Raw genomic sequence first — 19,647 nt, forward strand, 5'->3', positions numbered from 1 at the left:
TCCTCCTCACCAGCTCTTGGTCCGGAGAATAGGTTGACTTCGCGGAGCCCTCAATGCAGGCTTGATATATTCTCTCAAAAGCCATCAGAAACGGCTTTCATTCATGACTGAAAACTATCAGGACCAACCATGCGTCGCCCGACCATATCAGATCTCGCCCAAGCCTCCGGCGTCAGCGTTGCGACCGTCGATCGCGTTCTGAACGGCCGCCATCGGGTGCGGGAGGAAACAGCGCGGCGCGTCTATGATGCGGCCCAGTCGATCGGCTATCACGCCGTCGGCCTGATCCGGCAGCGCGTCTTCGAGGATCTGCCGCAATATCGGCTGGCCTTCTTGCTGCAAAAGCCGACCCAGCCCTTCTACCAGGCCTTCGCTCGCGAAATTGAAACGGCGGCGCGCAACGTGACCAACGCGCGCATCCAGACGCAGGTGGAACATCCGTCCGCCGCAACACCTGCCGCCATCATCGAAAAGATCAAGCTGCTCGGCGCAAGGAACCAGGCGGTCGCGCTTGTCGGCCCGGATTATCCGGCTGTCACAGCTGCTGTCGAGGAACTGAAGGGACGCGGTATTCCGGTGTTCTCGCTGCTTTCGGATCTCGCGACCGGCGTCAGGGACGCCTATGTCGGTGTCAACAACCGCAAGGTTGGGCGCACCGCAGCCTGGATGATCGCCAAGGCGGCCCGCCGGCCGGGCAAGGTGGCCTGCTTTGTCGGCAGCCATCGTTTTCATGGTCACGAGTTGCGCGAGATGGGATTCCGCTCCTATTTCCGCGAGGAAGCGCCTGACTTCGAAGTGGTCGAAACGCTGATCAATCTCGAAACGCCTGAGATCACGCATGAGGCGACGCTGACCCTTTTGCAGAAACACCCCGATCTCGTCGGCCTCTATGTCTGCGGTGGTGGCATGGAGGGGGCGATTTCGGCATTTCGCGAAGAGGGGATCGGCGGCCGCACCGTGCTTATCGTCAACGAGCTGACGGCAGACAGCAAGGCCGGTCTCGCCGACGGCATCGTCACCATGGCGATCGGCACGCCGCTGCCAGCACTCTGCAAGGAAGTGGTGTCACTGATGACGGGTGCGCTCGAACAGGGCGAGATTGCCGTTCCCGGCCAATCATTTCTGCCCTTCGAGATCTTCCTGCCGGAGAATATCTAGATGATGGAATTCTATCATTGTCCCGGAAAATCTATCAGCGATGATAGAGTCTGTGCCCGCCCGGCCTATGGCTTGAGCGTGAAATTCCAGTAGAGATTCGATCAGACAGTCATAATGCTTCTCATGCATGAGGAGCGAGGAGGAGATTTCGCATGGCATCCATCCGTTTCGCGCTGAACCATATGGCGGCACCTTCGCTTTCGATCGAGGATTTCTTTGCACTTGCCGCCTCGCTCGACATCGATGCGGTGGAGATCCGCAATGATCTCTCCGGCAATGCCATTCTCGACGGGACAAAGCCCGATGTCATCAAGCAGGCGGCCGCCCGCCATGGCGTCGCAATCATCTCGATCAACGCATTGCAGCGCTTCAACGAATGGAACGCGACACGCGAGCGGGAAGCCCGCGAGCTGATCGATTATGCAAGGGCGGTCGGCTCGCGGGCGCTGGTTCTGGTTCCGAAGAATGACGGCACGGGAACAGCCAATGGCGAGCGACAGGCCAATCTGCGTGAGGCCCTGACGGCACTCCGACCGATGCTCGATGCGGCCGGTATCGTCGGTCTCGTCGAGCCGCTCGGTTTTCAAATCTGCTCGCTGCGCTCAAAGGCGGAAGCAGCCGATGCGATCGAGACGCTGAATGCGCAGCCAACCTTCCGGCTGGTGCACGACACCTTCCATCATCACCTTGCCGGCGAAACTCCCTTCTTCCCCCATCTGACCGGGCTGGTGCATATTTCCGGCGTCAGCGATCCTGCGGTTTCCGTCTCCGATATGCGCGATCCTCACCGTGTTCTGGTCGATGCCGACGACCGGCTCGGCAATGCCGCCCAGATCCGCGCATTGCTGCAGGCAAGCTACAAAGGCCCCTTCTCCTTCGAGCCCTTCGCATCCGAAGTGCATGCACTGAAGGATCCCAATGCGGCCGTGAAGGCAAGCATGGATTATCTCGTCGCGAAGGTCTGAACCTATTCGCGACCGCGGAAACGACGCTGATAGGCCGGGTCGTAGAGCGAGCTTTCGCGGAAATCTTCCGATCCGAGCGAGCGACCGACGAAGATGATGGCCGTGCGCTCGATCGGCTCGGCCGCCACCTTTGCTTCGATATCGGCGAGCGTGCCGCGCAGGATACGCTCGTCCGGCCAGGTGGCTTTCACCACGATGGCGACAGGGCAATCGGCGCCATAGAGCGGAGTCAACTCCGTCACGACCTCGGCCAGCGCATGGATGGCGAGATGGATTGCCAGTGTCGCTCCCGTCGCGCCGAATTTTTCCAGCGTTTCTTCATTCGGCATCGGCGAGGCGCGGCCCGATACGCGCGTCAGCACAAGGCTTTGCGCGACGGCCGGGATCGTCAGTTCACGCCCGAGCGTTGAGGCTGCAGCTGCAAAGGCTGGGACGCCCGGCGTCATCGTGTAGTCGATGCCGTGTTTCTCCAGCCGGCGGATTTGCTCGGCGACTGCGCTCCAGACGGAAAGATCGCCGGAATGCAGTCGGGCGACATCCTGACCGGCATTGGCGGCGCGGAGATATTCGGCCTCGATCTCGTCAAGCGACATCGGCGCGGTATCGATGATGCGCGCGCCTGGCGGACAATATTGCAGGAGCTCGGGCGAGACGATGGACCCGGCATAGAGGCAGACAGGGCATTTGCCGATCAGGTCGCGTCCGCGCACGGTAATGAGATCTGCTGCACCCGGTCCGGCGCCGATGAAATGAACGGTCATTCTTCTATTCCTTGATCCAGCACCACTGCGTGACGGGCATGGCCGGTCGCCAGCCGCTCATGCCGCCGACGGGAGCGGCGCGGGCAATTTCGATTTTCGTCAACGTGCCACCGCGCGCGCCGTATTCTTTGAGCAGCAATGCTTCCATTTCCAGCGTAACAGCATTGGCAACGAGCCGCCCTCCCCGCTTCAGTGCCGTGATCGCCGCGTCCATGACGCCGGCCTCGCTGCCACCGCCGCCGATGAAGACCGCATCCGGCACGGGCAAACCGGCGAGTGCTGCGGGTGCCGTGCCTTCGACAAGGGCAAGCTGCGGCACGCCGAAGGCAGTGGCATTGCGGGCGATGCGGGCAGCGCGTTCCGGCGCCTGTTCGATCGCGATTGCTTTCAGCGACGGATCAGCCAGCATCCATTCGATACCGACAGATCCTGAGCCGGCGCCGATGTCCCAGAGGAGTTCACCGTGCCGTGGCGATAGCGCCGATAGCGTGACGGTGCGGATCTCCCGCTTGGTAATCTGTCCGTCATGCTCAAAGAGTTCGTCGTCGATACCGGGGGCATAGGGCAGGATACGCGCGCCCGGACCTGCCACAACCTCGAGGGCGCAGACGTTCAGAGTGTCGATCGCGTCGAGATCGAAGCCCGAGGCTATAGCGCTGCGGATGCGCTCTCGCCCGCCGCCGAGCGCTTCCAGCACCGTCAGCCGCGTCTCGGGAAAGCCATTGGCGACGAGCAGATCGGCGAGTGCCTGCGGGCCCTTCTCGTCCGAGGTCAGCGCCAGAATATGCCTGCCGGCATGCAGATGCGGGCGGATGAGATCAAGTGGGCGTCCGTGCAGCGAGATACAGGCTGTCTCCTGCAGCGGCCAGCCTAGCCGTGCTGCCGCCAGACTGAAGGCGGAAGGGGCCGGGATGATGCGCATTTCATCAACAGCGATGCGACGCGACAGTGTTGCGCCGACGCCGTAGAGGAAGGGATCGCCCGAGGCCAGAACGACGACGGGCGCACCGCGCCGCGCGACGATCGCCTCGACCGATTTTTCGAAAGGGCTCTGCCAGGCGAAACGTTCGCCCGTGATCAGCGCGCCGGCAAGTTCATGATGACGTGCGCCGCCGAAGACGGCCGGTGCGGCGGCGATCAGACGCTTTGCCTGCTCGCCGAGCCCGTCTGGACCATCTTCGCCGATGCCGATAAGAGTGAGCCAGCGCGGGACGGAGGGGGAGCTGTCAGACATGGAGAAGACCCGTATGCTGATCCTCGGCGGCACAAGCGAGGCGCGCAGGCTGGCCGCCGCGCTTGCCCCGCGGGAAGACCTCGACATTCTCCTGTCGCTGGCCGGCCGCACGGAGGCTCCTGCCCAGCAGCCGGTTCCCGTTCACGTTGGGGGTTTCGGCGGGGCAGAGGGTCTTGCGACCTTCCTGACGGAAGGAGGCTATGATCTCCTGATCGATGCCACCCATCCCTTCGCCGAACGCATTTCGGCAAATGCCACGGCTGCCGCCGAACGTACCGGTATCCCTGCGCTCGCGCTCGTCCGTCCTGAATGGATCCCGGAACCTGGCGATCATTGGCATATCGTGGCCGACATTCCGGCGGCGATTGCCGCACTTGGGCCGGCCCCGCGCCGCGTCTTCCTGACGACCGGCCGTCAGGGCGCTCATCATGCCGAAATCGCCCCACAGCATTTCTATCTGGTCCGTAGCGTCGATCCCGTCGATCCGCCGCTTGCCCTTGCCGATGCCGAATATCTCCTCGACCGTGGCCCCTTCACGCTCCAAGGCGAAATCGACCTGATGCGGCAGTATCGTATCGATGCCGTCGTTACAAAGAACAGCGGCGGCACAGCGGCCTATGCGAAGATCGAGGCGGCACGCCTGCTTGGGCTCAAGGTCGTCGTGATCGCGCGCGCGCCTGCTGCCATCATGACGTCGGTCGAAACGGTGGAAGCGGCGCTCGAAGCGATCGATCATCTCGTCTCCCCGGCCAAGAAGCGCGGCGTGTAGATCAGGTCCGGGTGGCCATCGCGGGGGATCACCCGCGTCTCCTTCGAACCGATGATCACGCAGGTCGCCATGTCGGCAACGGAAGCATCGGCCCCTTCGAGCAGCTGCACGGTGATCCGCTCGTCGGGCCGGCCAGCCGCACGGCCGAAGATGACGGGCGTCGTGGCTGGCAGATGCCGGCGCAAGAGCTCGAAGGCGGTGCCGAGCTGCCAGGGGCGAGCCTTGCTGATCGGATTATAGAGGGCGATGACGAAACCGGCTTGTGCCGCAAGAGCCAGGCGGTTTTCGATGACGGCCCAAGGCTTCAGATTGTCCGAGAGCGACAGGGCGCAGAAATCATGGCCGAGCGGTGCGCCGACACGGGCGGCAACCGCAAGCATTGCGGTGATGCCGGGCAGGACGGTGAGATCGACGCCACGCCATTCTGCCGGCCCGTTGTCGATCGCCTCGCAGACGGCAGCGGCCATGGCAAAGACACCGGGATCGCCGCCCGAGACGACGCAGACATCGGCGCCGTTGGCAGCAAGCCTCAGGGCGGCCCCTGCCCGGTCGAGTTCCTCCCTGTTGTCGGAAGCATGGCGGCGCTGGTCGGCGCGCAGCGTCAGACGGTCGAGATAGGGACCGTAGCCGAAGAAATCACTGGCGGCTTCGACGGCGGCCATCGCTTCCGGCGTCATCTGCTCCGGATTGCCGGGACCGGTGCCGACTACGAACAGGCGCCCGCTCATCGGCTGGCCTCCCAGCCGGGCACCAGCACCAGCGAGAAATAGGGCGCATCGCCCTCGCCTCGTTCGGCAAGCTTCACCATGGCGGCATTGGCCATGGTGCCGCGCTCGACATAGAGCGCGTCCTTGAGACGGCCGGCTGCTTCCAGCGCGCGCCGGATCTTCGGCAGGTTACGGCCGACCTTCATGATGACGGCAGCCTCGGTATCGGCAAGACGGCGCGCCAGCTCCTGCTCGCCCATCGTGCCCGGCAGCACGGAGAGCACGTCGTCGCCCTGGACGATCGGCATGCCTGCCAGCGACCAGCAGCCGGACATGGCGCTGATGCCGGGTATGACTTCGGTCGGATACCGCTGCGACAGGCGCACATGCAGATGCATATAGGAGCCATAGAAGAGCGGATCGCCTTCGCTCAGCACCGCGACCGTGCGACCCGCTTCGAGATGACGGGCAACGGCATCGGCCGAGGTATTGTAGAATTCGGTGATGCGGCTCTTGTAGAGCGGGTCACCTTTGTCGAGTTCGGTCGTGACGGGATAATAGAGCGGCAACAGTTCGATGCCCGGCTTGAAGAGATGCTCGACAATCGCCTTGCCGTTACCGCCTCTGCCCTGCTTGGCGAAATAGGCAATGACGTCCGCCCTCTCAACGGCGCGCACCGCCTTGACAGTCAGAAGCTCGGGATCGCCGGGTCCGGTGCCGACGCCGATCAGACGGCCGCTCATAGGCCTGCCCTCGACAGTGCATTGATGGCGGCGGCCGTCATGGCGCTGCCGCCGAGCCGGCCGCGCACGATCGCATAGGGAACGCCATAGGAATTTTCGGCAAGCGCATCCTTGGATTCGGCGGCGCCGACAAAGCCGACCGGCATGCCGATGATGGCTGCCGGCTTCGGCGCACCATCCCCCAACAGTTCGAGAAGGTGAAAGAGTGCCGTGGGCGCGTTGCCGATCGCCACGACGCTGCCTTCGAGCCGATCAAGCCACAGATGCAGGGCGGCGGCCGAGCGGGTATTGCCGGTCTGATGGGCGAGCTCGTGGGTGCGCGGATCATGCAGGGTACAGATCACGTCGTTCTTGGCCGGAAGGCGCGCACGGGTCACGCCATGCGCCACCATTTCTGCATCGCAGAAGATCGGTGCGCCGTCCTGCAAGGCAATGCGCGCGGCGTGAACGAAATCGGGCGAGAAGACGAAATTCTGCGCCGCCTCGACCAGGCCGCATGCATGGATCATGCGCACGGCGACGTCGGCTTCTTCAGGCGAAAAACGCGACAGATCGGCTTCGCTGCGAATGATCGCGAAGGAGCGCTCGTAGATCGCGTCTCCGCTGCGGATATAATCGTAGTCTGGCATTGCTATTCCTGTTGCAGCGCCTTGGCGAGACCAATAGGCCCAAGCCTTCTCAGGCAATCGGCACTCGACTCGCCGGCGCCTCTCTTGTCTTCGATCAGCCGGGCGAGCCTCTCTATAGCGAAATCGATCTGTCCGCCAGCAATCCTTGCGGCCGGTCCGTCTGAAGCGAGCCCGTTGATGACAAGGCCGTAGCCTTCGGCCGAACCGACAATCGCCAGATCGGCGCGCCGGTGCGCGCAACCCTTCGCACAGCCGGAGAGGTGAAGCTTCAGCGAGCCGTCAAAGAGATCGGGAACCTGCTCGATCAACTGGCCGGCGAGAGCTCTGGTATCGTAGAAGCCCGAGGCACACGCCCCCACCCCGGCGCAGGCAGCGATCTGCTCGGCCGGCTCGTTCGCGGTGACGCTCAAGCCATGATCGACGGCTGCATTTTGAATGTCCGGGATTGCCGCCTCGGCTAAACCAATCAGGAAGAAACCACGATCCGGAGCCAGCCGGATTTCCCTTGCGCCGGCGCTTTCAGCCGAAGTGAGAAAGGAAATCAGATCGGCGGCCTTTGCCTGGCCGAATTTCAGGCGCGCCCCGAGTACCGCGTCGCCGTTCAGCAGTCTCGTGATGCCAACGAAGGACGATTTCCTTCGCACGGGACGGATGGATCGAATGTTATCGATCTGCGGAAAATGCGCGCGCAGCATTGCCGCATCGATGTCGCGGGCGCGAGCCCGCCTGCCGTGTGCAATCAGCATTTGGAGCAGATCGCCTACTGCGTCGACAGCGGCTCTAGCGGTGCCGAGCGCCAGTGGGATCGCGCCCTCTTCATCGCCGGCTATTGAAACCAGCCATTGCCCTTCGGGCTGTGCGACGATGCGGATATCGGCAATAAGAGCGGACAATGAAAACTGACCACCCCCATCGATCAGGATGGAGAGTTTCGGAGCAAGGTGTGGAGAGCGGAGAAGGTCGCCGAGCTTGCTCCGCAGCATTGCTTCCATGTCCGCCGCATCGGCGATCTCGTTGCCATCGATGCCGTGCAGCTGCGATATCTCGATCGCCACGCCATCAGGTAGGATGATGCCGGCAGCATCGATCTCCGCAGCCAGCGGCCCGACGGACTCGCTGCGAAGGCCCCGGATCTGCAGGTTGCCGCGGGCGGTGATTTCAACAATACCGTTTCCATGTCGCGCCGCTGCCGAAGCCAACTGACGGAATTGCAAGGTCGTGAGGGCGCCGCCCGCCGGCCGCAGGCGGACGATCAGGCCGTCGCCGGTTTGCATGGGAGTTGCAAGCGCTGGGCAGGCGCCGCGTTGCATGCCTACGACATCAGGCCTCTCTGCGTCCAAGGTTTTGCCAGCAGCGCTGCGCATTCGTCCATCCTTTGGCCCATCTCTTACATGATCGCGCCGGAGGCAGCAAAGCGAGATCGGTTCGTCGACCGGAACAATCAGTCCTCGAAATCGCGTCCCTTGCGCAGCAGATAGATGTCCATGATCCAACCATGTCGCTCTCGCTCTTCGGCCCGGAGCCGGAGGATGTCGTCGGCCATATCGCCAAGCCTGCCCGAACGGATCACTTCGTTCTCCGTGCCGAGATAAGCGCCCCAGAAGATCTCGGCATCGGGATCGTCGATCTTCGCAAAGGCCTGCTCGCCATCGAGCATGACGACGGTGCTTTCATGTGTCAGCCCCGTTTCAGTCAGTCGCCGGCCGGTGGTGATTTCGACAGGCTTGCCGACGAGATTGAGAGGAATGCGATGGCTGGCTGCGAGCGCCTGGATGCTGGTGATGCCGGGAACGACACTATAGTCGAAAGAGCAGGCGGCGCCGCCGCGCACTCTTTCGATAATACGGATCGTGCTGTCATAGAGACTCGGATCGCCCCAGACGAGGAAGGCACCGGCCCCGTGTTGCGACAGGTCGCCGATCAGCCCTTCATAGATATGGGCGATCGCGGCATGCCAGTCGTCCACGCTCTGGACATAACTCCGGTCCTTTGTTGCGCGCTTCGGTACCTCGAATTCAACGATGCGGACGCCTTTGCCGGTCAAATACCGCTCACAGATGTCCCGGCGCACTGCGGCGAGATCGGACTTCACCGCACCTTTCGTCGGAATGAACACGACTTCGGCAGCGTTCATCGCGTTGATCGCCTGAATGGTAAGATGCTCGGGATTGCCTGTGCCGATGCCGATAATATGGATGTGCCGCATGTTATCTCCCCTCGGGTTTCAGAGGTTTCTGCCGCTAACGCGGATCTTTCGCAAGTGTGGGCGGACGAGTTGGCCGCGGCCAACTTTCTATCCACATGGTTATCAGCGTTTTTATTGTCGCCTCGCCCCGAATCATGTCATCTTCGATACGCTTTTTGACGCTATGTTGATGAAAAAGCGCTTTAAGAAGGGGCAAGTGTTTTGGACAACATTAGCGTATCGACTACCGATATTCGCATCGAGCGGCATGCCACGCAGCTTTCGCGTCAGCTCAAGCTGCTGCGTGACAAACTTTTCCCACCGCTTTCGCAAAAGACACTCCGGACTTTCACGTCAGGAGAGGCAGCCCAGATGATCGGTGTCTCCGACGGCTATCTTCGCCAACTGTCGCTTGATGGCAAAGGTCCGCAACCCGATGTGTCGCAGAATGGCCGCCGTTCCTATACGCTCAGCCAGATCAACGAACTGCGCCAGCACATGGCGAAGATCAAGCCGAAGGATGCTCTTTCCTACCTGCCGTCGCGGCGCGATGGCGAGAAGTTGCAGACCATTGCCATCACCAATTTCAAGGGTGGCTCGGCCAAGACGACGACCACGCTTTACCTGGCTCAGCACCTGGCGCTGGAAGGTTACCGAGTCCTGGCGATCGATCTCGATCCGCAGGCTTCGCTCTCCTCCTTGCTTGGCGTCCAGCCGGAGTTCGACCTGGCCGATGGCGATACGCTCTATGGTGCGATCCGATACGATGCGCATCGTCGCCCGCTGAAGGATATCGTCCGCAAGACCTATTTCGATGGTCTTGATCTGGTGCCCGGCAATCTCGAACTGATGGAATTCGAGCACGAGACACCGCGGGCGCTGAACGATCGCCAGAAGCCGGAAGAGCTGTTTTTCCGTCGCGTCGGCAATGCGATTGCGGAGGTTGAGAAGGATTACGATATCGTCGTGATCGATTGCCCGCCGCAACTTGGCTACCTGACGCTCGGTGCCGTCTGTGCTGCCACCTCGCTCCTGATCACCATTCACCCGCAGATGGTCGATGTGGCCTCCATGTCGCAGTTCCTGCTGATGACCTCGGATCTTCTTTCGGTCGTGCGCAAGGCCGGCGGCGACCTTCAGCATGATTTCATCAAATATGTCGTCACCCGCCATGAGCCTTTCGACGGACCGCAGTCGCAGATCGTGGCGCTCTTGCGCAGCCTTTTTGGCGATGACGTATTGACGGCGACGATCCTGAAATCGACGGCGATTGCCGATGCCGGTCTGACCAAACAGACCCTCTACGAAATCGAAAAGGGGCAGGTTCGCCGCTCCACCTATGACCGGGCACTGGAATCGGTTAACGCCGCCAATGGCGAGATTCTTGCCAGCATCCATAAAGCATGGGGCCGCAGATGAGCAGACGAGATCGACTGAAGGGCTTGTTCACCGACACGGCGCAGGAGTTGGCCGCGGCCAACTTCGAGGAGACATCCGTGCGTGGTGCTGCCGGCCCGGTGCGTACCATGGCATTGACTCTCGGCCGCATGGAGGAAGAGAGCAGGGCGATGGAAGAGGCGCTGCTGTCGGGCGAACACATCGTTGAACTCGATCCTGATCTGATCGATTCTTCCTTCATTCGTGATCGCCTCGCCGATGAGCCGCTCGACATGGAAGACGAGCTGGTTCAGTCGATTGCGGAAAACGGCCAGGAAGTGCCGATCCTTGTGCGGCGAAACCCGCATCATGACGGCCGCTACCAGGTTGCCTACGGTCATCGTCGTCTTCAGGCCGTCAAGCTGCTCGGCCGCAAGGTGCAGGCCGTCATCCGCAAGCTCGACGATACCGATCTGGTCATCGCCCAGGGCATCGAAAATTCTGCGCGGCGCAATCTCTCCTATATTGAGCGAGCCGTCTTCGCGCTCAACCTCGAATTCAAGAAGTTTGATCGTCCCGTCATCATGAAGGCGCTCTCGACCGACAAGACGGAATTGTCGAAGCTGATCTCCGTGGCAAAGGCCATTCCCGCCGATATCGTCCAGGCCGTGGGTGCTGCGCCCGGAATCGGTCGCAGACGCTGGATGGCACTGGCTCAGGACTGGACGGATGCAGCCGCCGCGCGTCTGACGAAGCTGATCGGCTCTTCCACCTTCAATGCCGTCGAGAGCGACCGTCGCTTCGAACTCGTTGTCGCGGAGCTTTCGAAGAAGGAAGAAGTCAAGGCTGAAAGCACTGAATACGAATGGCGGCCCGCCAATGGCGGCAGGATCGCCGGTCGGATCAAGAGTTCCGGCACATCCTTCACCATCGCGCTCAAGACCGGTGATGCGCCCGATTTCGGTGCCTATCTTTCCGGCCGTCTCGATGAACTCTACGAGGCCTACAAGGCAGGGAAAGCCGACTGAGGCAGAGCAATCGGAGCGTTGTCCGTGCTCCGATCTTGTTGGTGATCACGATGTGGGCAGCGATGCGATCCGAAAAACCGGGTGAAAACTGCTGCAACGGTATCGGTGATGTTGTCCGTGCCCTCGCACAGTGAGATAACTGACGGAAGGAAATGCGGATTTTGCTTCCCTTTGTGAGAATCCATTAAGCCTAACAATGCGCTACGAAATTGATGCCGCAATGCTCCAGACGCTGCTTCCGGCCATTGCCGGGGCGGAAGATGCGCTGGCGCGGCTCGATGAGCGTGTGGCACGCTCCCCGGTGGGGCAGGGCTTTGCCGCGCGCAGCCATTTCTTCGATGCGGCCGGTGCCCTGTGGGTGGCGGGCGAGCTTGTGCATGTCGAAGATCTCGTTCTGCACGACGCCCGTATGGATAGCCGCGCACCGAGCCATGAGCTGACGATAGCCCATTCCGTGTTGCGGACGCGCCGCAGGATCGAGACCGCCGATCCCGGCTGGGCCCTGACCCCGGCGGGCCTCGGCGTATTGACCGCCAGCATGCTGGAAGGGCAGGAGAGGGCGCCCAACGCGGATGGTACAGAGCGCATCGAGAGCGAACCGGAGGACGAGGACGACGAGGCGCCGCTTGCTGCCGAAATCGCCGAGCTCGACGCTCTGCTTGCCCGCTCGCAAAGACTTCTCGATCGCCACGCGGGCAAGAGCGTTGCGGATGAGCTGGCGGAGGCCATCCCTTCGCCGCGCGATGAGGATCCGCTCGGCCTGTTCGATGACGATGAATGGAATGAGGAAGAGCGGCTTCAGGAGTGGCGCGGTCTGATCCCGCTTGCCGACGAACTGCCGCCGAGCCTCACGGCCGCCATCCTCTTCGACGCCTGGGAGCGCATCGAGCCCCTGCGCCGCCAGCATTGGCTGGGTGGCCTGCTGATTGCGAGCAGCCTGCGTGCGAGAGGCAAGGTCACCTCGCATCTCTTTTCGTTCAACACGGGGCTGAAACAGATCCGTCACGAACGCCGGCGTTCGCGCGACCGAATTACGCGCCTGCAGGCATTTCTCGATGCAATGCGGGAGAGTGCCGTCACCGGCCTCAAGGAGATCGATCGCCTGTCGCTGGCGCGCACGCAAATGGAGCTACGCTTCCGCGGCCGCCGCTCGAACAGCAGCCTGCCGCAGCTTGCTAATTTCATTCTGTCGCGGCCGATGGTGTCGGCCGCCATGGTTGCCCGCGAACTTAGCGTGACACAGCGCGGCGCACTCAACCTGATCAACGAGATCGGCACCCGCGAAATCACCGGTCGTGGCCGCTACCGGGCCTGGGGCATACTCTGAGCCGACCATCCAAGATCTGGGCAAATGAAAACGGCCGGGCATCAAGCCCGGCCGTTTCTTGAAAAGTGAGCACCCGATCCGCCATCCTGTCACAGATTTCGAACCGGGCGCTCTGCGCTTCCATTGCCCCCAGAAGCGCGGTCCTTATTCCTGCTATTCCCGTTCACCGGTGAAGTTGAGCAGAAGCTGGAAGATGTTGACGAAGTTCAGGTAGAGCGAGAGAGCGCCGAAGACGGCCAGTTTCTGGTTCGATTCCTGATCGTAGTTTTCTGAATACTGTTCCTTGATGTTCTGCGTGTCGTAGGCGGTAAGGCCAACGAAGACGACGATACCGATCACCGAGATCGCAAACTGCAAGGCAGACGAGCCGAGGAAAATATTGACGATCGAGGCAATGATGATGCCGAACAGGCCCATCATCAGGAACGAACCCATCTTCGAAAGGTCACGCTTCGTCGTATAGCCGTAGAGGCTGATCGCGCCGAACATGGCCGCAGTGATAAAGAAGGTCTGGGCGATGCTCGTCTTGGTGAAGACCAGGAAGACGGAGGCGAGCGACAGACCCATCACGGCGCAGAAGGCCCAGAAGGTCATTTGAGCGGCGCTCGATGACATGGTCTGGATACGGAACGAGAAGAAGAAGACGAAGGCGAGCGGCGCCAGCATCACCACCCACTTGAGCGGCGACTGGAAGATTGGCACGTAGAGTGCCGGTGTCGAGCCGACAACGAAGGCAACGATACCGGTGATGACCAGGCCGAGCGCCATGTAATTGTAGACGCGCAGCATGTGCTGGCGGAGGCCTTCATCGAAAAGGACCTGGGTATTGGCGGCGGAGCCGGTACCATAGCGGGGATTGATCGGATTCATGATTGATCTCCTCGGTTAAACTAGTAGAGCGATCGGGCAAGACGTTCGGCTGCCTGATCGAGATTGGTGCCTTTGTTGTCGGCGATCAGCGCATAAGCGACCTCGCCGATCTGCCAATAGGCGGCTTCTGTCTTCTCGAGTGCGATATGGCTGACCGGCTTTACCTCGAAGGCGCCTGGTCTGACGGCGAAGAGCGACAGGCGCTTGCCGTCGGTCTCTTCGATTGCCATTTCAACGCTCGGCCCGAATTCCGACGGGAAGACCTGCACATCGGCAACCTTCCAGTCCTTGGGTAGCTCGGGCATCACGATTGCAGTTGCAGCGCGGATATCCTCGGCGCTGTAGGCTCGAACCTTCTGCGACGGAATGGTTTCGCGAAGGGCGGCCGTGCGATAGGCGCGCACCGCATCCTCGACATAGGCCGGAGCCGGAACCGAAGCATTGACTTCCGTTGCCGTGAAGGCACCGAAGGAATTGTGAGCCACCCAGCCGGCGGCAAGCAGTACGCCGACGGCGGCGATGCGCTGTATGGAGTGCAGCATACGGCCATAAGAGAGGCCACGCTCCAGCCTGCGGGCCGCATCGCGTGTCTCGGCGCGTCCGAAGGCGCTTTCGCCTGCTAGCGCAAGACGCAATTCACCCTTCATGCTGAGATCGGCCATGACCTTTGCGGCAATCGCCGGGTTGTCTGAGAGGTAGGATTCGACCTGAATGCGCCGTGAGACATCGAGCTCGCCGTCTACATAGGCGTCGAGATCGGCATCGATGATTGGATCAATCGCTTTCATTGCCGTTCCCTCCAATTAATCTCAGATGCGAAACGCGCGGTGTCTTTTCCTCGAACTCGCGCAACTGGGCGCGGGCGCGGGAAATGCGCGACATCAGCGTGCCGACAGGAATGCCGAGCGCATTGGCCGCTTCCTGGTAGGACAGGTCCTCGATCGCCACGAGATGCAGCGCTTCGCGCTGTTCTTCCGGCAGATCGAAAAAGGCGTTGCGCACCTGCTGCAGGCGTACGGCATGTTCCTGTGCGGCCGGCAGCGACTGTTCCGCCTCGACCGCCGCCTCATCATGGCGGCGCGTCAGCGAGCGGGTCTGCCGCACGCGGTCGATATGCGCATTGTGCAGGATGGAAAGCATCCAGGTGCGCAGGTTTCCGCCGCTGCGAAAACTCTTGCGCTTCTCGAAAGCCCGGACCAGCGTATCATGCACCAGATCCTCCGCCTCGTCCGAATTGCGCACCAGCGAGCGTGCGTAGCGCCGAAGCGCGGCGAGCTGACCAATGACATCGAAGGGGCGATCTTTCCGTTCCATGATTGAGTATACGAAAGCATCGCGGATTTTATTCCGCAGCGATGCAGAATTTTTTCGAATCTGCAGGAAAGGGCATGCCGCTTCACGGAAAACGCCAAAAACCTCCGCCATTTGTCATGGCGGAGGTGGTGTTTTCCTGCAGCCTCGATACGAGGGATCAGTTTGGGCATGATCCTCGGGATCAGCCTTTGGGCATGATCCCCGGCTGGTCGGCAGGGAATTTCGCAATATCCTGCACGCTGATATTGAGGTGCTGGGCAACGAGGGCTGCCGGCGTATGGGTGAGCCACGAGGAGAGGCCGACTTCCTGATATTCAGCCACCTTGAACACGGCGACGAACTGAAGGTCCGTCTTGCCCGTATTTTCGATGATGTGGCCCTGGCTCCTTTTGACATAGCCGATATCGCCGGGCCGGAAATCGGCGGTCTGGCTGCGTGGGCCGGCATCGAACACCGTCATACGGCCTTCGCCCTTCATCCAGTACTGCCATTCATCGGCATTCGGATGCCAGTGCATTTCGCGCACGCCGCCCGGCTTGATCGTCTCGATCGCAGCGGCAATCGTCTTGGAAACCTTGAAGATGCCGCTGTCGGCAAGCTGGATCGTGCCCGAGACATTCTGCTTCAGCGGCGCCGATGCCGTTAGGCGATAGGTGAAGGGGTTGGGCGGCAGGCCCGCAGAAGCAACGGCCTCCTGGTCGGCCGAAAGCGGACCCGGCTCCTTACCCTGGAAGATCCAGAGATCCTGCAACGGGATGTTCTTGAACGTGTCCTGCGGCACGCCGAAATTCTTGGCTAGCAGTTCCGGCGAGGTATGCGCCAGCCAGTCGGTCAGGAGCAGGGTGCCATATTCGGACTGCTCACCCTCATCGAAGACCAGGACGAATTCGGCGCCTTCAGGCCCGAGACCCTGCAGCGAGTGTGGGTAACCTGCCGGAAAATACCAGAGATCGCCGGCCTCGACGTCCTGCACATAGGCGCGGCCCTGCGGATCGAGCACAGTCACCCGGCAGCGGCCGTTTGTCATGATCGCCCACTCGGCAGCCCGGTGCCAGTGCATCTCACGGATGCCGCCGGGGCCAAGGCGCATGTTGACGCCGGAGACCGCTTCGGAAATTGCAAAATCGGATTGCGTCACTTGCCGTGCCCAGCCGCCGTTCTGAATGCGCTTCGGGGCATTGTTGAACGACCCCCAGAAGAGCTGCATATCGCCGACATCGGTTGCCGGCGGATTGCCGAACGAGGGGAACTGGTCATTGAGGGCGGGGTTCTTCGGACCGGGATCGGAGAGCCCGGCAGGATTGGCGTTGATGGCGCCTTCTGCCGGCTGATCGGGATTGCCGAAGCTCGCTGCATGCGCCGCACCCGCTGCAAGTGCCGTTCCGCCCATCGCTCCGAGCGCTAGAACCGTGCGTCTAGAAAGAGGTTCCATGTTTTTTTCCTTTCGTGTCGATTGGGAAGTTATTCCGCCGGGGCTTGAGTTGGGGCGTGGGTGGTGGCGTGCCGTCTGCGGCTGACGAATTCGCTCAGCTTTTCCAGGTAGAGGTAGACGACCGGGGTTGTGTAGAGCGTCAGCACCTGGCTGATGAGCAGACCGCCGACCATGGCATAGCCGAGCGGCTGGCGCAGTTCCGAGCCGGTGCCGTGGCCGAGCATCAGTGGCAGGCCGGCAAGAAGTGCCGCGGCTGTCGTCATGATGATCGGGCGGAAACGCAGGAGACAGGCCTGACGGATTGCCTCTTCCGGCGATAGTCCCTGGTCGCGCTGGGCGGCGATGGCGAAGTCGATGATCATGATGCCATTCTTCTTGACGATGCCGATCAGCAGGATCACGCCGATCAGCGCGATCACGGTAAAGTCGAAGCCGAAGGCCCAGAGCATGGCGAGAGCACCGAGACCTGCCGAGGGAAGCGTCGACAGGATCGTCAGCGGGTGAAAATAGCTCTCGTAGAGTACGCCGAGGATCAGATAGATCACGGCAATCGCTGCAAGCACCAGCAGCGGCTCGCTTGAGAGCGAGCTCTGATAGGCCTGGGCATTGCCCTGGAATGTGCCGATGACGGTTGCCGGCTTGCCGAGATCGGCCTCAGCCTTGCTGATCGCGGCAACCGCTTGGCTGAGTGCGGTCCCCTTTGCAAGGTTGAAGGAAAGAGTTACGGCCGGAAACTGGCTCTGGTGGTTGACGGCAAGCACGGCCGTCGGCTCCGTCGTCTGCTTGACGAGCTCGCTCAAGGGTACCTGCTCCCCGGTCAGCGGCGATTTGATGTAGAGACCGTTGATCGCCAGCGGCGACTTCTGGAACTGCGGCGCGAGCTCGAGAACCACATGGTAGCTGTTCAGGTCGGTAAAATACTGGGTAACCTGGCGCTGGCCGAAAGCATCGTTAAGCGTATCGTCGATCATTTGCGGCGCAATGCCGAAGCGCGATGCTTGGTCACGGTCGATCGTAAGCGTCACGGTAGCGCCGCTATTCTGCTGGTCGGTGGCGACATCGGTCAGCTCCGGCAGCGTCTTGAACGTGGCTAGCAGCTTGGCTGCCCAGTCGTCGAGCTCGTCGGCATTACCGTCCTGCAGCGTATATTGGAACTGCGTGGCCGAGGCCCGTCCGCCGACGTTGATATCCTGCGCCGGCTGCAGGAAGAGTTCTGCACCCTGCATCTGCGCAAGTTTTGGACGAAGCCGGTTGATGATTTCGCTTGCCGAGGCATCGCGCTCACCTTCAGGCTTTAGCGTGATGAACATGCGGCCGTTATTTACGGTCTGGCCAGATCCGCTACCGACGGCCATGCCGACGGTCGCAACCCCGGGATCGCTGGAAACGATATTGCCTGCCTCGAGCTGGAGGCGCGACATTTCAGCGAAGGAAATATCCTGCGCGGCTTCGAGTGTACCGGTAATTAGGCCGGTGTCCTGGATTGGAAAAAAGCCCTTCGGAATATTGACGAACAGGAAGCCGGTTGCCGCAAGCGAAGCGATGAAGACTGCCATGGTCAGCCGGTGATGGCGCAGCGCTATATCGAGCGTATAGCGGTAGGCTGCAAGAAGCCCGTCGAACGCCTTCTCGCTCATTGCATAAAGCCTGCCATGCTTGGCGTCTTTTTCCGGCTTCAGGAAGCGTGAGCTCATCATCGGTGTGATGGTCAGCGAGACGATTGCCGAGACGACGATCGTCATCGTCACGGTGATTGCGAACTCCCGGAACAGCCGGCCGACAATGCCGCCCATCAGCAGCAGCGGAATGAAAACGGCGACGAGCGAGATACTGATCGAAATGATGGTGAAGCCGATTTCGCGTGCACCGTCGATTGCCGCCTGTTTCGGCGTTTTGTCCATCTCCATATGGCGATGAATGTTCTCGACCATCACGATCGCATCGTCGACGACGAAGCCGACGGCGATACTCAAGCCCATCAGCGAGAGATTATCGAGGCTGAAGCCAGCGACATACATCAGCGCCAATGTGGCCAGGAGCGCCAGCGGCACGGTGACGCTCGGGATCACGGTCACCCAGACATTGCGCAGGAAGATGAAGATCACCATGACCACAAGGGCGATGGTTATGATAAGCGTCGTTTCGACATCCGCCACGGAGGCCCGGATGGTGGTCGTCCGGTCGCTGAGGATGGAGAGGTGGAGGGCGGCCGGTGCGATGGCTTGCATCTGCGGCAGGGCAGCGCGGATCGCACCGACCGTGTCGATGATATTGGCGCCCGGAAGCTTGAAGATCGGCAGAAGGATCGCCCTCTTGCCATCGGCCCAGGCCGCCAGCTGATCGTTCTCCGGCCCGTCGATCGCCTGGCCGATATCGCTGATGCGCACCGGAGCGCCGTCGTGATAAGCGACGATCGAATTGTTCCAGGGGGCGGCCTCCAACAGCTGGTCGTTGTCATAAATCGTGTAAGTATGCTGCCCGCCTTGCACGCTCCCCTTCGGGGCGTTGCTGGTGATGGAAGTCACGGCGCTGCGAATATCCTCAAGCGAAAGCCCCATCTCTTCGATCTTGCCGGGATCGATCTGCAGCCGCACTGCCGGCTTCTGCTGTCCGAAGATCAGAACCTGCGAAACGCCGTCGATCTGGCTGACATGCTGTGCGAGCACGCTTTCGGCAAAATCGTCGACTTGCGTCAGCGGCAGGGTATCCGAAGTGAGCGCAAGGACCATGACCGGCGGATCGGCGGGATTGACCTTGCGATAGGTTGGGGGCGAAGGCAGGTCCGTCGGCAATTGCCCTCCGGCCGCGTTGATTGCGGTCTGCACGTCCTGCGCGGCGCTATCGACGTCGCGCGACAGATCGAATTGCAGAGTGATCGCGCTCGAGCCGAGCGTGCTCGTCGAGGTCATCTGGGTGACGCCGGGGATCTGGCCGAACTGCCGTTCCAGCGGCTGGGTTACCGCCGATGCCATCGTCTTCGGATCGGCGCCAGGGAGCTGTGTCGAGACCTGGATCGTCGGAAAATCGACTTGCGGCAGGGGTGCCACCGGCAGGAGAGGGTAGGCGACGATACCGATGCCGAAAAGGCCTGCCATCATGAGCGAGGCGGCGATCGGCCGCTCGATGAACCAGGAGGAGATCGACATGA

General features: G+C 61.4%; 18 protein-coding genes. 6 read left to right on the plus strand and 12 right to left on the minus strand.

Features of this window, described 5'->3' with window-relative positions; genetic code table 11:
• Positions 1-129 precede the first annotated feature (129 nt).
• On the plus strand, positions 130-1,158 hold the full coding sequence (locus LVY75_09635; GenBank protein ID XAZ20364.1) for a LacI family DNA-binding transcriptional regulator: 1,029 nt from the start codon (positions 130-132) through the stop codon (positions 1,156-1,158).
• Positions 1,159-1,310: 152 nt separating this feature from the next.
• Positions 1,311-2,123 carry a TIM barrel protein gene (locus LVY75_09640; GenBank protein XAZ20365.1) on the plus strand — a complete coding sequence of 271 codons (813 nt, stop codon included), beginning with the start codon at positions 1,311-1,313 and terminating at the stop codon, positions 2,121-2,123.
• 2 nt (positions 2,124-2,125) lie between these two features.
• Here LVY75_09640 and cobM read toward each other — a convergent pair whose 3' ends face one another.
• Positions 2,126-2,884 carry a precorrin-4 C(11)-methyltransferase gene (cobM, locus tag LVY75_09645; GenBank protein XAZ20366.1) on the minus strand — a complete coding sequence of 253 codons (759 nt, stop codon included), beginning with the start codon at positions 2,882-2,884 and terminating at the stop codon, positions 2,126-2,128.
• Between the two features lie 4 nt (positions 2,885-2,888).
• Entirely contained in the window at positions 2,889-4,118 is a 1,230-nt protein-coding gene (gene cbiE / locus LVY75_09650; GenBank protein ID XAZ20367.1) for a precorrin-6y C5,15-methyltransferase (decarboxylating) subunit CbiE, read from the minus strand.
• On the opposite strand from cbiE, the gene LVY75_09655 reads away from it, so the two are divergent.
• Positions 4,117-4,887 carry a cobalt-precorrin-6A reductase gene (locus LVY75_09655; GenBank protein ID XAZ20368.1) on the plus strand — a complete coding sequence of 257 codons (771 nt, stop codon included), beginning with the start codon at positions 4,117-4,119 and terminating at the stop codon, positions 4,885-4,887. The genes cbiE and LVY75_09655 overlap by 2 nt on opposite strands.
• Here the strand turns inward: LVY75_09655 and LVY75_09660 are convergent.
• From LVY75_09660 to cobF, 5 genes are all read right to left on the minus strand, one after another.
• On the minus strand, positions 4,851-5,615 hold the full coding sequence (locus LVY75_09660; protein ID XAZ20369.1) for a precorrin-3B C(17)-methyltransferase: 765 nt from the start codon (positions 5,613-5,615) through the stop codon (positions 4,851-4,853). The genes LVY75_09655 and LVY75_09660 overlap by 37 nt on opposite strands.
• Entirely contained in the window at positions 5,612-6,337 is a 726-nt protein-coding gene (locus LVY75_09665; protein ID XAZ20370.1) for a precorrin-2 C(20)-methyltransferase, read from the minus strand. Before LVY75_09665 ends, LVY75_09660 begins: the two co-directional genes overlap by 4 nt.
• Positions 6,334-6,966, minus strand: coding sequence for a precorrin-8X methylmutase (locus LVY75_09670; GenBank protein ID XAZ20371.1), 633 nt, complete (start codon positions 6,964-6,966; stop codon positions 6,334-6,336). Before LVY75_09670 ends, LVY75_09665 begins: the two co-directional genes overlap by 4 nt.
• 2 nt (positions 6,967-6,968) lie before the next feature.
• The gene (gene cobG, locus LVY75_09675; GenBank protein ID XAZ20372.1) at positions 6,969-8,330 is read right to left on the minus strand and encodes a precorrin-3B synthase; all 1,362 of its coding nucleotides are present in this window, start codon (positions 8,328-8,330) and stop codon (positions 6,969-6,971) included.
• 77 nt (positions 8,331-8,407) lie between these two features.
• Positions 8,408-9,172: a precorrin-6A synthase (deacetylating) gene (gene cobF, locus LVY75_09680; GenBank protein XAZ20373.1), complete on the minus strand. Its 765-nt coding sequence runs from the start codon at positions 9,170-9,172 to the stop codon at positions 8,408-8,410.
• A 201-nt stretch (positions 9,173-9,373) separates the two neighbouring features.
• On the opposite strand from cobF, the gene repA reads away from it, so the two are divergent.
• The 3 genes from repA to LVY75_09695 all read left to right on the plus strand — a co-directional run bounded on the left by repA (position 9,374) and on the right by LVY75_09695 (position 12,883).
• Positions 9,374-10,570 carry a plasmid partitioning protein RepA gene (repA, locus tag LVY75_09685; protein XAZ20374.1) on the plus strand — a complete coding sequence of 399 codons (1,197 nt, stop codon included), beginning with the start codon at positions 9,374-9,376 and terminating at the stop codon, positions 10,568-10,570.
• On the plus strand, positions 10,567-11,556 hold the full coding sequence (repB, locus tag LVY75_09690; protein ID XAZ20375.1) for a plasmid partitioning protein RepB: 990 nt from the start codon (positions 10,567-10,569) through the stop codon (positions 11,554-11,556). The genes repA and repB overlap by 4 nt, the downstream gene beginning before the upstream one ends.
• Positions 11,557-11,752: 196 nt before the next feature.
• Positions 11,753-12,883, plus strand: a complete 1,131-nt coding sequence (locus tag LVY75_09695) for a DUF1612 and helix-turn-helix domain-containing protein (GenBank protein ID XAZ20376.1) — start codon at positions 11,753-11,755, stop codon at positions 12,881-12,883.
• A gap of 153 nt (positions 12,884-13,036) precedes the next feature.
• Here the strand turns inward: LVY75_09695 and LVY75_09700 are convergent, their stop codons facing one another.
• From LVY75_09700 to LVY75_09720, 5 genes are all read right to left on the minus strand, one after another.
• Positions 13,037-13,753 carry a Bax inhibitor-1/YccA family protein gene (locus LVY75_09700; protein ID XAZ20377.1) on the minus strand — a complete coding sequence of 239 codons (717 nt, stop codon included), beginning with the start codon at positions 13,751-13,753 and terminating at the stop codon, positions 13,037-13,039.
• A gap of 20 nt (positions 13,754-13,773) precedes the next feature.
• Positions 13,774-14,541, minus strand: a complete 768-nt coding sequence (locus tag LVY75_09705; protein ID XAZ20378.1) for an anti-sigma factor — start codon at positions 14,539-14,541, stop codon at positions 13,774-13,776.
• Positions 14,528-15,067: a sigma-70 family RNA polymerase sigma factor gene (locus tag LVY75_09710; GenBank protein XAZ20379.1), complete on the minus strand. Its 540-nt coding sequence runs from the start codon at positions 15,065-15,067 to the stop codon at positions 14,528-14,530. The genes LVY75_09705 and LVY75_09710 overlap by 14 nt, the downstream gene beginning before the upstream one ends.
• 181 nt (positions 15,068-15,248) lie before the next feature.
• The gene (locus LVY75_09715) at positions 15,249-16,499 is read right to left on the minus strand and encodes a cupin domain-containing protein (protein ID XAZ20380.1); all 1,251 of its coding nucleotides are present in this window, start codon (positions 16,497-16,499) and stop codon (positions 15,249-15,251) included.
• 29 nt (positions 16,500-16,528) lie between these two features.
• Positions 16,529-19,645, minus strand: coding sequence for an efflux RND transporter permease subunit (locus LVY75_09720; GenBank protein XAZ20381.1), 3,117 nt, complete (start codon positions 19,643-19,645; stop codon positions 16,529-16,531).
• Between the last annotated feature and the right edge of the window lie 2 nt (positions 19,646-19,647).

It is taken from the genome of Sinorhizobium sp. B11 (assembly GCA_039725955.1).
GTDB lineage: Bacteria > Pseudomonadota > Alphaproteobacteria > Rhizobiales > Rhizobiaceae > Rhizobium.